The sequence below is a fragment of the uncultured Campylobacter sp. genome (assembly GCF_938030785.1).
In the GTDB taxonomy this organism is placed as follows: Bacteria; Campylobacterota; Campylobacteria; order Campylobacterales; family Campylobacteraceae; genus Campylobacter_B.
Genome location: NZ_CALHIK010000015.1, coordinates 1 through 13,457, shown reverse-complemented (window position 1 = coordinate 13,457; position 13,457 = coordinate 1). Strand labels below are relative to the sequence as shown.

General features: G+C 48.2%; 13 protein-coding genes. 8 read left to right on the top strand and 5 right to left on the bottom strand.

Going from position 1 to position 13,457, the window contains the following annotated elements:
• The first annotated feature begins 412 nt into the window (after positions 1–412).
• A complete protein-coding gene (locus Q0438_RS00960) occupies positions 413–1,222 on the top strand; it encodes a hypothetical protein (protein WP_299186278.1) in 810 nt (269 codons plus the stop codon).
• An 80-nt stretch (positions 1,223–1,302) separates the two neighbouring features.
• Here the strand turns inward: Q0438_RS00960 and Q0438_RS00955 are convergent, their stop codons facing one another.
• The 3 genes from Q0438_RS00955 to Q0438_RS00945 form a co-directional block, all read right to left on the bottom strand.
• Positions 1,303–1,992 (bottom strand): hypothetical protein, encoded by a 690-nt coding sequence (locus Q0438_RS00955; protein WP_299186276.1) that lies wholly within the window; start codon positions 1,990–1,992, stop codon positions 1,303–1,305.
• A 1,111-nt stretch (positions 1,993–3,103) separates the two neighbouring features.
• Positions 3,104–4,156, bottom strand: coding sequence for a HAMP domain-containing sensor histidine kinase (locus tag Q0438_RS00950; protein WP_299186274.1), 1,053 nt, complete (start codon positions 4,154–4,156; stop codon positions 3,104–3,106).
• Positions 4,153–4,833 carry a response regulator transcription factor gene (locus Q0438_RS00945; protein ID WP_299186272.1) on the bottom strand — a complete coding sequence of 227 codons (681 nt, stop codon included), beginning with the start codon at positions 4,831–4,833 and terminating at the stop codon, positions 4,153–4,155. The genes Q0438_RS00950 and Q0438_RS00945 overlap by 4 nt, the downstream gene beginning before the upstream one ends.
• 98 nt (positions 4,834–4,931) lie before the next feature.
• On the opposite strand from Q0438_RS00945, the gene Q0438_RS00940 reads away from it, so the two are divergent.
• From Q0438_RS00940 to Q0438_RS00910, 7 genes are all read left to right on the top strand, one after another.
• Entirely contained in the window at positions 4,932–5,609 is a 678-nt protein-coding gene (locus Q0438_RS00940) for a CsgG/HfaB family protein (RefSeq protein ID WP_299186271.1), read from the top strand.
• Between the two features lie 9 nt (positions 5,610–5,618).
• On the top strand, positions 5,619–6,113 hold the full coding sequence (locus Q0438_RS00935) for a DUF4810 domain-containing protein (protein WP_299186268.1): 495 nt from the start codon (positions 5,619–5,621) through the stop codon (positions 6,111–6,113).
• Entirely contained in the window at positions 6,110–6,790 is a 681-nt protein-coding gene (locus tag Q0438_RS00930; RefSeq protein WP_297995736.1) for a DUF799 domain-containing protein, read from the top strand. Before Q0438_RS00935 ends, Q0438_RS00930 begins: the two co-directional genes overlap by 4 nt.
• Before the next feature lie 18 nt (positions 6,791–6,808).
• Positions 6,809–7,264 carry a DIP1984 family protein gene (locus Q0438_RS00925; protein ID WP_299186264.1) on the top strand — a complete coding sequence of 152 codons (456 nt, stop codon included), beginning with the start codon at positions 6,809–6,811 and terminating at the stop codon, positions 7,262–7,264.
• Between the two features lie 405 nt (positions 7,265–7,669).
• On the top strand, positions 7,670–8,356 hold the full coding sequence (locus Q0438_RS00920; protein WP_299186262.1) for a tyrosine-protein phosphatase: 687 nt from the start codon (positions 7,670–7,672) through the stop codon (positions 8,354–8,356).
• 308 nt (positions 8,357–8,664) lie between these two features.
• Positions 8,665–9,525 (top strand): hypothetical protein, encoded by an 861-nt coding sequence (locus Q0438_RS00915; protein WP_299186261.1) that lies wholly within the window; start codon positions 8,665–8,667, stop codon positions 9,523–9,525.
• A gap of 325 nt (positions 9,526–9,850) precedes the next feature.
• Entirely contained in the window at positions 9,851–10,534 is a 684-nt protein-coding gene (locus Q0438_RS00910) for an SMI1/KNR4 family protein (RefSeq protein ID WP_299186260.1), read from the top strand.
• 340 nt (positions 10,535–10,874) lie between these two features.
• On the opposite strand, the gene Q0438_RS00905 is transcribed toward Q0438_RS00910, so the two are convergent.
• Entirely contained in the window at positions 10,875–12,218 is a 1,344-nt protein-coding gene (locus tag Q0438_RS00905) for an anaerobic C4-dicarboxylate transporter (RefSeq protein WP_299186259.1), read from the bottom strand.
• Between the two features lie 119 nt (positions 12,219–12,337).
• On the bottom strand, positions 12,338–13,457 hold a 1,120-nt coding region (locus Q0438_RS00900), incomplete at its 5' end, for an aspartate ammonia-lyase (protein ID WP_299186257.1).

The window sequence follows — 13,457 nt, the reverse complement described above, 5'->3', positions numbered from 1 at the left end:
CGGTCACGTATTTTTATATACGCTCCCTCGCCTCCGTCGTTTCCGCCTCGTCTAAAGAAAAAATATCGCGCCTTAAAATTTGGCGATCAAATTTGGATTAAATTTACAAATTCTTACGTACCGAGACCCGTATCTTGAAAATGTAAAATTTAACGAGATTAAATTTGCAAGAGCTAATAAATTTAAACCTGCACGCAGTGCAGCAACCTCTAACGTCGTCGGGGATGGGGGTTTGTTAAGGGGGAAGGGAGCGACCTCGTAATTTAAGCCCCTTCCCCCTTAACAATAAAGGCGAGGCGGCGTTATCGTTATCATAGAATTTCCACGAAGATTTATCTTTTAAGCGCTTAAATTTTGATAAAATTCGGCTCAGCGAAATCGGCAGAGAAAAGATCAAAATAAAGGAGACAAAATGGCGATAGACGGGGTGAAAATTATCGATAGCGACGACGGATACGATATATATTTGACTATCACCGAGCGATACAAAGACGGCGAAAATGTTGAAACGATATTGCAAGATGTTTTGGTGCAGGCGGAGAATTTCTGCACCGATGAGCTTTATAGCGAGATTTATTGGACGGCCCTGGCGTATTCGCTTTGGAAGATCGGATTTTTAAATGACGAGATCCGCGAAAAAGCCCTTGCTATCATAAAAGGCGGCGCAAGCCAGATGTGGAACAAGGTCTTTGAAAAATCTCAAAAGAGCCGCCAAAAAGCGCTTGATAAATTAGCGCTTCAGCTAAAAAGCGAAAACCCTAGACCGCTTAAACGGCCCAAAATTTCGAAGCAAAAAACGCCATATTTCGAGGAGGGCGACGTTTTGTCTATCCGGATGCAGCAGGGATACGGCGTTTGCTTTGTCTCGGCGGTAGATCAAACCCCCAGAAAGCTCGAGTACCACCTAGCCTGCACCAGATTGCTGCAAAAAGAGCCGCCTAGTATGGATGATTTTTTAAAAAGCAAGATCGCGAGCTCGAAAAACGGCGGCTTCCTTAGAGCGGACCGCTGGTTTAATCATAAGGATTTAAAGGAGCTGCTGCCTCATCTAAAAAAGATTGGCAAAGTAAAATTTGCCCCGTTTAAATTGGGCGAATTATCTCCCGCGAAAGAATTGGAAGATTTTTATAATAAAATCACGGCAGATCCCAAAATATGGGGCTTTAGGCTAATTGATACAGCCCGTTTCGTAGAGGCTGTGATCGAGGATATAAAAAGATGAAAGCGTCGCGCGGTAAATTTTAAAATTTAACCCTGGCGAAATTTTGTAAATTTAGCCCTTTGTAGCGAAATTTTATAAATTTAACTCTCCGTGCGCGCTTTGCTTTCTGAAATTTTATCGCCGCTTGCACTATTTAAAATTTCATCATTGCTTGCGGCGTCTTTCGCGAGCGATTTTTGAAATTCATATTTGAAATAAAACGCCCACGCTAGCGGGCACAGAAAAAATAGCGCGCGGATTACGTAGAGCGATTTTAGCGGTATTTGAAAATATATCCACACGCAAAAAACATAACTTAAAACATACGCGAGCGCGCAGATTGCTGGCAAAAACCTTTTAAGCTTGATCGCCGCGACCAAAAGATAGATGCAGATCGTGATGAGAGAGCCTGCGAAAAAATAAAACATCGTGCCCTCCTTTTGGTAGTGCTCATCCGCATCTAAATAGCCTAAAATGCATGCTGCGACGATCAAAAGAGCTAAGCCCGTTCTTAGCGGCGCAAGAGAGCGCTTTATCGCGCCGCTAAGCAGCCAATGCAAGCAGAGTGCGATAAAATAGGCATTTGCGGTAAAATCGAAAGACACATAAAACAGCTCTTCGCCGAAATTTTCCCAAGAATACTCGCGCCCAAAAATCGCAACATGCGTAAGATAGATCGTGCCGAATTTCGCCGCTAAAAACGCAGCCGTAAGCAGGATCGGATGCAGTAGCGCTCTGCCTGCAAGCAGGTCTGCACAGATGCGCCCGAGGAAATTTATCAATCTTTTCAAGCTAGGCTCCTTTGAGATTTCGCCTCTTGCGGCGTCTTTTGTAAAATTTTCGCCGTTTAATTTAAATTTGATCTTAAATCGGGATAAATTTTAGCTCGAGAGCTTTTAAAAATCGCTTAGCGGCAATAGTGTAAATTTGCGCGCTTGGAGCGGGTCGCGTATTTTGAAATTTGTGCCGTTAAAATCATTTCCTATCGCAAGTTGTTTGCGGGCGAGCACATATTGCAAAAGGCGCAGATGAAATGAGGCGAAATAGGCTCGTTCGTCCGCTAGTAGCATTTAAAATTTTATTCGATTTTTATAGTTTGCGGCGGAGAGGTTGCGCACAGCGAGGTTTGCGTGCAGCCGGCTTGCTTTGCGGTATGGATTTGTACGTAGTGAGGTTTGCGCGCGCGGCGAGTGGATTAAATTTTCGTCTAAATCGTTAGCGCAGGTGCGCCCCGCTTCGCAGCGGATGCGAAGTAGGGCGCAAATTTCGTAAATTTTATAAATTATTTCGGCGGATCGCCGAGCTCAAAGCATAAAATTTACGCACCTATAATCACAGCCGATAAAAGCCCCCATAAAATGGCTTCTATCGCTAACACTGAGTGAAGTACGGCCTTACTCATCGCTTCTCCTTTGTTTTTAATTTTATTATTTGCCAGACTCGGGCTGCTAGAGGTGTGCCCGATCGATCTATGGGCGGGATTATATAAGGTGATTGTGTTCTTAATGTGTCTTTTGCAATTTAGGACAAAATTTCTCCGTCCGTTGCAAAGCGCGAGCTAGCGGCGGATTTCAGGCAAAATTTAGCTACCTGTGTTAAGGCGCGGCAAATTTAAGCGAACCTGCCGCCCGCCGTAATGCGCGGTAAAGTCGTAAAGGGCGGCAAAGTCGCAGCGTGCTAAATTTAAAGCAGAATTCCGACCTCGTCGCGGCGCGCGAGGCGTCCGCGGCAAATTGATATAAAATTTAAAGTAGAATTTTATGTGAATGCGGCGCGCGACACGCCAGCGCTTTTTTACGTCGCCAAAACTTGCATCGGCGCGACTTGCGCCTGTGGAGCGAAATTTTACGGCGAGTTACGAATTGCAAGACGCAGCTCATCCGCGCCGTCTTGATCTGAAATTTAAAGCGGAATTTTAACGCGCGCTTCGGTTCCGACGCCGGGTTCGCTTTCGTATTCGATCTGCCCGCCTAAAAGACCCACCGCCGTGCGTACGATGCTAAGCCCAAGCCCGCTACCAAGCTGTTTGTGCGATTCCTCGCACTGATAAAATCGGTCAAAAATTTTATCCAGCTTCTCGCGCGCGATACCGATGCCCTCGTCTTTGATGCTCACCTGCGCAAAGCCATCGCAAGCGCGGCAGCGGATGAAAATTTTACCGCCCGGGCGCGAGTACTTAAGCGCGTTTTCGATCAAATTTCGCCAAATTTGATTTAGCAGCCCCGCGTTTGATCGCACGCTAAGCGGCGATAAATCTAGCTCAAACTCGTGCCCTTCGTAGCTTTGGCTCAGCGAGATGATGCATTGCCGCAGCTGCTCGTCAATACGTACCGCTTCATCTAGGCGCACCGCCGCGCCGCTATCGAGTCTCATCAGCTTTAGCATGTCGGTACAGAGCTTGCTTAGGCGGTTTGCTTCCGCGCCGATGGAGGCTGCGTATCGCACGGCACGCTCCTCGCCTACGCCGCCCTCTATCATCTCGCTTAACGCGGCGATCGAGGAGATCGGCGTTTTCATCTCATGCGAGACGTTTGAGACGAACTCCTTTTGCAGCTGCTCGTGCTTTTGCAGCTTCTGCGCCATTTTATTGACGTTTACCACAAGCTCATCCAGTTCGTGCATATAGACGTAATCGGTGCGATGTCCGTGCAGCTTGCGCTCGGCGCGCGCCTCAAAATCGCCGTTTGCGATCGCGGTGATCGCGTCTAGTAGCCGCTTGATCGGGCGGAATAAAATTTTAAGTCCGAAGTAAAGCAGGGTAAAATTTAGCGCCATCGTGATTAAGCAGATGATCGCGCACAGCGCCACTCCGTCCCAAAACCCGCCGATCTTGCCGCCGATGCCTATGTAAAAAAGCATGCAAACCGCGAAGCAGACGATGAAATTTATCACGCCGAATGCGAGCGAAGAGTAAAACGCGATGAAACTTTTTAGGCTGATGAGGTATTTTTTCATGCTCGCTCCTTTTTTACGGCTTTGTAGCCGAGCCCGCGCACGGTGATTATCTCAAAATCTTTGGAGGTTTCAAATTTTGCCCGCAGCTTTTTGATGTGCGTATCGACGACGCGCTCATCGCTGTCTGTTTCGTAGCCCCAAATTTCGCTCATTATCTCAAACCTCGTAAAAATTCTGCCCGCGTAGCTTAGCAGCAGAAACAAAAGACGAAATTCCTTCGGCGCTAGGCTTATCCGCTCGCCCGCCGCACGGACGCTAAGCGTATCGTAGTCAAGCTCGCTTCCGCCGATGAGTAGCCGCTTTTCGTTCGCGATCTTTGCGCGTCTTAGCAGCGCATGCACGCGCAGCACGAGCTCTTTTAAATTTATAGGCTTGCTCATATAATCGTCCGCGCCGCTTTTAAAGCCCGTCTGCATATCCTCGATCTCGCTTTTTGCCGTTATGATCAGTATCGGCTGGCTCTTGCCGTCGCGCCTAACGTATCTGCTAAGCTCAAAGCCGTCCATCTTAGGCATCATCACGTCTGAGATGATCAGATCGAAGTGCGCCTCGTCTAACGCCTCTATCGCCTGCTTGCCGTCGAAGGCGCAGCTCACGCTAAAGCCCTCATCAAGCAGTTTTTCCCTTATCGCCGAGCTCAAAGCCTCGTCGTCTTCGACCAGTAAAATATTAAGCATAATCGCTCCCGTTTTGCTAAATTTATGCGCTTAAATTTATACATAAAATTTTAAGAAACAATGAGATATTATACGTAAATTTTTTCAAGGAGTAAAGAATGAATTTCAAAAAAACAATATCAGTTGCCGTTATTGCGGCTTCGGTGCTGGCGCTATTTAGCGGATGCGCGAAAGAGAGCTCTCGCGTAGTGCAAACCCCTACGGTAGCGAGTCTAAATACCAACTACTCGGGCGAGCGGATCGCCGTGTCGGTAGGACGCTTTAACAACCAATCCTCTTACAACAACGGCGTGTTCTCCGACGGCGAGGATAGACTGGGCAACCAAGCGCAGACGATTTTAATCTCAAGCTTACAGCAAACAGGACGCTTCTCGGTGCTTGATCGCACAAATATGCGCGCCATCAAAGAGGAAAGCGCAATCTCCAAAAGCGCGCAAAACTTAAAGGGCGCCAGATACGTTATCACCGGCGACGTGACTGAGTTTGGCCGCAAGACGACCGGAGATCATCAGCTATTTGGAATTTTGGGTAAAGGAAAGACCCAAACCGCGTATTCTAAGGTAAATTTAAACGTCGTTGACGTCAGAACGTCCGAGGTGGTCTTTTCGACTCAAGGCGCGGGCGAGTATGAGCTATCAAACCGCGAAGTGCTAGGTTTCGGAGGCACTGCGGGCTATGATTCGACGTTAAATGGCAAGGTGTTAAGTCTAGCGATCATAGAAGCGGTCAATAATCTCGTAAACGGCCTTGAAAACGGCGCGTTTAAACTAAGATAAGGATTAAATTTGAAAGCGAGTAGCGCTCTTGCTCTTGCTGCTGCGGCCGTGATCTTTTGCGGCTGCGGCGGCGGGAGCCGGAATCAAATTTATTACTGGGACGGCAGCTACACGGACTCGACCTATCAGTATCTTAAGCAGGAAGGCGACGTAGGCGAGCAGATCGAAGCGCTTGAAAAATCTATCCAAAAGGCATACGAAAAGGGGCTCAAAGTCCCGCCGGGGCTTTATTCGCATCTAGGGCTTTTGTATCTAAACGCGGGTAACGGCGCGAGGGCGAAAGAGAACTTTGAAAAAGAAGCTCAGGCCTTCCCTGAATCAAAGCCGTTTTTGACCTTCATTACAAACCCAGCCGCGCTTAAAAAAGCTGAGGCTGCAGCCAAGCCGGGCGCCGATAAAGCCCAAGGATCAAGCGGACGCGAAGCCGCCAAAACGGTCTCTGCAAAGCAAGGCAAAGTTGCCGCAAAGCAGGGCGGCAAAACGAATAAAAAGGCTAAAAAATGAAAAATAAAGCTCAAATAGCGATTTTTAGCGTATTCGTGGCGCTGTTTTTTAACGCGTGCGCTCTAAGCGAGCCTGAAATTTACGATTACTCGGCGCTTCAACAGGCTAAGCCGCGATCGATTTTGGTGCTGATGCCGAGCAACGAAACTACCGAAGTGGATGCAGGCGCTGCCGTGCTTGCCAACGCGATCTATCCGCTAAGCGAGGCGGGGTATTACGTATTTTCGCCTGCGCTCGTGCATGAGACCTTCAAAAATAACGGAATTTACGAAGCGAGCGAGATCCAAAACGTCTCCGCGCACAAGCTAAGACAAATTTTCGGCGCGGACGCCGTGCTATACATGGACGTCGTCAAATACGGCACTTCGTATATGCTGCTAAATAGCGTAAGCGTCGTGGCGGTCAATGCCAAGCTCGTGGATTTGAGAAGCGGCGCGACGCTTTGGGAGGGTTCGGCGCAGGTAAGCGACGACTCAAGCAGAGGTAGTAACGATCTTGTAGGCATGCTGATCTCCGCGGTTATCAAACAGATCGGCGATACCGTCTCCGACGCGGGATACAAGCTCTCCGCGAGCGCAGATGCGATGCTGCTGGGCCAAAACTGCAACAAATGCTTGCTCTACGGCCCGTATTCGCCGCACTACGGTCAGGATAGGCAGCTTGGCGGCGGAAAATAAATTTTAAAAAGGACGAAAATGAAACTAGCCGAGGCGCTGATACTGCGCGCCGACATACAAAAACGCATCGAACAGCTAAAATCAAGGCTCGCAGATAACGCGAAGGTGCAAGAGGGAGAAAAACCTAGCGAAGAGCCAAAGGTGCTGCTAGCCGAACTAGACGCGCTTACGGGCGAGCTTGAGCGACTAATCGTTCGGATAAATTTAACCAACTGCACCGCAAAAGCGGACGGCAAGAGCTTAACCGAGCTAATCGCCAAGCGTGACGTACTCACGCTAAAAGCGGGCGCATTGCGGGCTTTCGCGCAAGCTGCCGCGCAAAAGGTGGATGTTTATTCGCGCAGCGAGATTAAAATCCTGAGCACGGTCGACGTCGCGGCGCTGCAAAAGCAGGTGGACGAGCTAGCTAGGCAGATCAGGCAGCTTGACACGACGCTGCAAGGCGCAAACTGGCAGACCGATCTGATCGACTAAAGCGTCAAATTTAGCGGCGAAATTTGAAAGAATTTCGCGAAAAATAAAATTTCGGGTAAGTATCGCAAGGGGCGAGTACAAAAAATTATGGCAGCGCTCGCGGAAACGGCGCACCCCTTTTACGATTTATTTTCAGTAAATTTACAAGGGCAATGTAACTACGCAATATAACTACCGCGTACTGATCTAGCGATACCGAGGGCGGGAACGGGGAAATTTAAAACGAAATTTTGATTTTAACGGCGCGGTTTGCGGGCTTGCAGTAAAATTTAGCGGCGATCTGAGCGGCCTTGACGCTCAAATTTTTCGTTAAATTTAGGCGCTCTCGCCATTTTGCATTTTGACCCGTCTGGCGTCAAATTTTTACAAAAATCATAAAATTTAGCCAAATTTAAAGGATGAAATTTGAAATTTAAAACCCTTGCGCTAGCAGCCGCGCTTTTCTTTGCAACCGGCATAAATGCAGAGCTTGCGACAGATACGAATTCCATAAATTTTAGAAAAACGAGCGGCGTGGAGCAAAATCTCGCGGACGCAAAAGACGCCAAATTTAAAGACGCGCATTTTAAAGATACAGATACCGCGGCGCACGGCGCAAGCTCAAACTCATCGCAAAAAGCAACCCTAATCGACGAAGCGAAAAATTTCTACCGCGTGGACGAGCGGCTGTTTCGCAGCGCGCAGCTTGATGGAAGCTACGCCGCGAAGCTGCACGAGCTTGGCATCAAAAGTATCGTAAATCTGCGCCATTTTAGCAGAGGCGGCGACAGAAGGGCGTTTGGGGATCAATTTTGGCTAGCGAATAAGCCGCTTCAAAGCTGGGAGATAAAGCCCGCGCAGATAGCGGACGTTTTGCGCACCATTCGTGAGCGCCAAAAGGAGGGCGCCGTGCTCGTGCACTGCTATCACGGAGCCGATCGCACGGGGCTTGTGGTGGCGATGTACCGTGTGATCTATCAGGGCTGGAGCCTGGACGCCGCGCGTAGCGAGATGATAGACGGCGGATACGGCTTTCACTCCATGTGGCAGGATATCGCTGGCTTTTTGACGCCGCAAAACGAAGCGCTCGTAAGAGCTGAGCTTGGAATTTAGACGAAATTCTATTTTTCCGCCCATTCAAGCGGCGTGAAATTTGCAAATTCGAAGCGCGTGAACTTGATTTGTAAGAGCTTAAACGGGCTTTAAATTTGACTAGAGCCCGCCTGGCTTAAATCGGCAGGCTTAAATTTAAAGGCAGACCAACCGCAGCAAGCTGTTGCGGCGGAGACATTTGCGGACCGAGCCGCGGCGAGCCTAAATTTAGGGCGGCAGGGTTTGCGAGCTTGAAAACGGGCTTAAATTTAGCGCACCGCTTGTGCGATAAAATTCGCACTTTAAAATTTCAAAAACGGAGACTACGAATGATACATCACTTTGCGGATCTGCTAGATCGAAAGGACGATTACTGGGCGATGGTGCCGAACCGCGAGCGTTTTGCATTTGCGCTAAACGGGCCCGTGACGGATAGGCAGAGCTTGCAGATCGCTACAATAGGGGCGGATACTCCTTTTTGGGAGCAGATTTTTGAGTGTGGGGATCTGCAGGAGCTTACCCTGCATCTTCCGAGCAAGGAGCAGATCGCCGCGCTACGGAGACTTAGGCAGCTTAAGCGTCTGCGCATTACGAGAGTTCAAGTAAAAAATATCGATTTTCTGGCCGAACTGCCGCTTTTGCAGGAGCTCGTTTTGGAATACGTCTCGGGATTTTGCGACCTTTCGCCTCTGCGTGAGCTGAAAAGCTTAAGATCGGCGCATTTTGAAAATTTACGCAGAGTGAGCGATTTTTCGGGACTTAGCGGCATAGCCTCGCTGCGATATCTGTGTATAAACGGTACGCTAGATTGGGATCGGCCGATTGCAGATTTCGAGTTTCTCAAAGGCATAACGGGCCTTGAAGTACTAAAACTAACCTGGGTGAAGTGTAAGGCCCCATATCCGGCGCTTTTGCCGCTCGCCGCTCTTAAAAATTTAAAAAAGATAAGCCTGTATCCGCACGCCTTTGCGCTGGAGGAGTACGCGCTTGCGCAGCTTATTTGCGAGAGCGTAGAGGGCGCACAAATGCCGCTTGCTGTGGAGTTTAAAGATACAGGCTATGTATATTTTCTGGGGCGAGGCTCTGGATACACCAAAATGGGGGCGAAAAACGAGCTGCAAAGACGCGCGGAGTTTGAGCAAAAATTTGAGGCTTGCAAACAAAAGGCGCGAGAAATTTTAAATTTATAAGTATCGCTAAAATTTTACTCTTTGTGGCGCAGCAAATTTAAAACCGTAAATTTACAAAAAATATAGCAAAGCGATTGCAAGATAGTAAAATTCAGGTCGTAAAATTTTATGCATTTTTCTACTGAAAATTCTCATACTCTTTTTCAAATATGCGCTCACACCGCTGCGACACGTGTATCACAAGCAAAAAGCTAAATTTTAAGAGCCCGATTTGCGTTTGCGGCGACTGGGCACGTAAAACGTCCGCAAATATCAGACAAAATATCCGTAAATTTAGCCGAAATGCAGTAAAATTCGAGCGGCAAATTTAGTAAAAGGAGCGATCGTGGAAAATTTATTGTTAGCGCAGTTGCGCGAGGCGCTACCGCAGGGCATGCGCGTGCCAAGCGAGCTTGAGACGCTTTATGCGTGGATCGAAGCAAACGGCTTTTATGACGACGCGGGCGGGCGCAGACGCGGCTATCTCTACCCGCAGGATCGGCTACGGCAGAGCTGGAGCGACGATGAGCGCGAGGGCGGCACGGACATCGTCTTTTTCACGGATGATCCGAAAAATCGCGACGAGGAGCTAAGGTATTGGTTTTACGACGAGGATCGCGAGCTTGCCGCGGAGATCAAGCAGCGGCTTTGCGTGTTCGCGGGCAGCGGCTCGGAGGGCTCGATGTGCGCGCTGTGGCTGGACGATGCGGGTGAGACGAAGATCGTACATATAGGCTCCGGCTCAGGCTCGACGATGACCTGTGTTTTGGCTCATAGCGGGCTAGATTTTTTGCGATTGCTTGCGATCGGATACGATGAGATCTGCTGGGATGAGGATTTTAGCGCGCCGCCAAACAGCGAGGAGGACGATTTTATCGTGCATCCAAACGTAGAATTTCAGCAGTGGCTTAAGGATGCGTTTAAAACGACGATCCCGCAAACAGCGCTTGAGCTCGTCACGCCCGCGCATTTGGACGACGAGAACCCGAGCGATGAGTTTTTGATCTGGGTAAACCGCGTCGCGGGATAAAATTTAAAGCGGCTCTGCAAGATATGCTTGCAAGTTTTGGCTGCTTGTTTGATCTAGGCTTGAGCGTTTTTTTTGGGGATTTCAGGCTGCTTTCTAAGTAATGCGGCGCAGTTTTAGAAGTCGTTTTACAGATCGGCGGCAGGGCGTAAATTTAGATAAAATTTTGGCTAAATTTAATCGCAAAATGGCGGATCAATCAGCCGCTCTGCGGTTTATTAAGTAAAGCATATATTTTGTTTAGTCGTAGTAAACGGCTAAATTTTATTCTCGGTAAATTTTAAGCGGTAAATTTTAGATAAATTTTACCCCCGAGCGGATTGTCGGGGGTAGGGAGATAGCGCTAGATTAGCGCAGGAGCTACTAAAAATCCTAGAGCGACCGAAATCGCAACCATAATGGTTCCCGGAAGGAAAAACGAGTGGTTAAATACAAATTTACCGACTCTAGTCGTTCCGGTATCGTCCATAGCGATCGCGCCGAGCGTCGTAGGATAGGTAGGGAGCACGAACAAGCCCGAAACGGCTGCGAACGATGCGACCAAGATCCAAATTTGACCGGAATTTTCAGGGCTAGTCATTCCAAGCGCAGCGGCAACGGCAGGCATCATAACCTTTGTGGTTGCAGCCTGCGAGTATAGTAAGCAGCTTAGGAAATATAGCGCGACGGCTAGTATGAAAGGATACTGCGTAACGACATTTTTAGCTACCTCTTTGATGCTGTCGATGTGACCATTTACGAAAGTAGTACCGAGCCATGCGATACCGATGACGCAGATGCACGCATTCATACCGCTTTGGAAGGTGCTGGTAGAGAGCAGTTTGCCCGTATCGATCTTGCACAAAACAGCGATAAGAAAGCCGATAGTTAGCATAAAGCTGATGATCGCGCTATCTCTTGAAAGAATCGGTTTTTCTACCAAGCCAACACTCTTTGAGATCGCAAGTGCATAGCAAACGACGATCAAAACGCCGATAGCAAATATCGCAACCGATCTTTTCGCGTAAGGCTTCGGCTCTTTATACTCCTCGGCTTTGATTTCTGCTACAAGACCTTTTGAAAGTCTCTCTTTGTAAACAGGGTCTTTTGAAAGATCGAGATCGTAGAATTTATTTACGATGAAAGCCGTGATTATCATAGCTACGAAGGTAGTAGAGATGCAGATAAACAAAAGCTTAGGATAGCTAACGCCTAGCTTCTCGCACAGACCGCTCATAGCGACGAACGCCGCCGAAATAGGGCTCGCAGTGATCGCTACCTGAGACGAAACGACCGAGAGTGCAAGAGGAGCGGAAGGCTTGATATTCTGCGTCTTTGCGACCTCGACGATAACCGGGATCATAGAAAACGCAGTATGTCCGGTGCCCGCAAGTATCGTAAGTAGATAGGTAACGATAGGCGCTAGGAAGTTGATCTGCTTAGGATTTTTCCTTAAAATTTTAGATGCGACTTGAACCAAATAATCAAGTCCGCCTGCGACTTGCAGCGCCGTAATCGCGGAGATTACCGATGCGATAATTAGGATAACGTCAATCGGGATATCCTTCATATCGACCTTCATGCCTAAAATGGCTAGGACGACAACGCCCAAGCCGCCTGCATAACCGACGCCCATACCACCTAGCTTAACGCCTAGGTAGATGCCGCCTAACAAAACAATAAATTGCAATATCACCATAAAGTCCATTGCAAAACTCCTTTTTAGGAAAATTTTTAAAATTTATTTTTTGGGGACGCGCCAGCTTTGCTAAATTTTAAATTTAACCGCTTGGCGCGCCCGAATCTAATTCGTCTTAAAACGAAACTCTATTTCTTGCCCATATGAGGATTTAGCATATTCTTAGGCTCTAAGATCTTATCTATCTCCGCTTTTTTCAAATATCCTCTCTCTAAGCAGATATCGCCTACGGCTTTGCCCGTCTGCAAAGCTTCTTTAGCGATGCTTGCAGATTTTTCGTAGCCGATGTATGGGTTAAACGCAGTCACGATACCGACTGAGCCAAGTACCGATTTTAAGCATGCTTCAGGATTTGCGGTTAGCTTTTTGATAGCTTTTTCGGCTAGGGTTTTCATCGCGTTTTCAAGGATAAAGATCGAGTTAAATAGCGCGTAGGCGATGCCAGGCTCAAATGCGTTTAGCTCAAATTCGCCTCTCTCGCTGCAAAGCATGATGGTTACGTCGTTGCCGATTACCTCGTAGCACGCCTCGCCTACGACCTCTGCGATGACCGGGTTTACTTTGCCAGGCATGATGGAGCTGCCAGGCTGCATCTGAGGTAAATTTATCTCGCCAAGACCGCATCTTGGGCCCGAGTTCATTAATCTTAAGTCGTTTGCGATCTTGCTTAGGCGAACGGCAGCCGTTTTTAGCGCGCCGCTAACGTGAACGAAATCGGCAGTGTCTTGAGTAGCTGCGATGAAATCATCTGCGGGTTTGAAATTTACGCCGGTAATTTTGCTTAAAATTTTATGAACGGCAGCTTTGTAATCAGGATGGCAGTTGATACCGGTTCCGATCGCGGTCGCGCCCATATTTAGTACAGCCATAGACTCGCGAGCTGCGGTGATTTTTTCGATATCGCTTTTAATGTAGCTTGCAAATGCGTGGAAAGTGTTGCCAAGCGTGGTAGGTACGGCGTCCTCAAGCTCGGTTCTACCCATTTTAATGACATCTTTGAAAGCTTTTGCTTTGGTTTCAAGCTCTTTTTTGAGGTTTTCCATCTCTTTAAGCAGATCGGTAAGTTTAGCGTATGCGGCTACTTTTATCGAGCTTGGATAGGTGTCATTAGTGCTTTGTCCGAGGTTTGTGTGGTCGTTTGGATGGAGGTATTGGTACTCGCCCTTTTTGTGTCCCATAGCCTCAAGCGCGATATTTGTGATGACTTCGTTCGCATTCATATTTGTTGAAGTTCCTGCACCGCCTTGG

Bases quoted from the DNA above. Each gene is read 5' to 3' on its own strand.
- Q0438_RS00960 (WP_299186278.1), top strand. From the start codon at position 413: ATGGCGATAGACGGGGTGAAAATTATCGATAGCGACGACGGATACGAT.
- Q0438_RS00950 (WP_299186274.1), bottom strand. From the start codon at position 4,156: ATGAAAAAATACCTCATCAGCCTAAAAAGTTTCATCGCGTTTTACTCT.
- Q0438_RS00945 (WP_299186272.1), bottom strand. From the start codon at position 4,833: ATGCTTAATATTTTACTGGTCGAAGACGACGAGGCTTTGAGCTCGGCG.
- Q0438_RS00940 (WP_299186271.1), top strand. From the start codon at position 4,932: ATGAATTTCAAAAAAACAATATCAGTTGCCGTTATTGCGGCTTCGGTG.
- Q0438_RS00930 (WP_297995736.1), top strand. From the start codon at position 6,110: ATGAAAAATAAAGCTCAAATAGCGATTTTTAGCGTATTCGTGGCGCTG.
- Q0438_RS00925 (WP_299186264.1), top strand. From the start codon at position 6,809: ATGAAACTAGCCGAGGCGCTGATACTGCGCGCCGACATACAAAAACGC.
- Q0438_RS00915 (WP_299186261.1), top strand. From the start codon at position 8,665: ATGATACATCACTTTGCGGATCTGCTAGATCGAAAGGACGATTACTGG.
- Q0438_RS00905 (WP_299186259.1), bottom strand. From the start codon at position 12,218: ATGGACTTTATGGTGATATTGCAATTTATTGTTTTGTTAGGCGGCATC.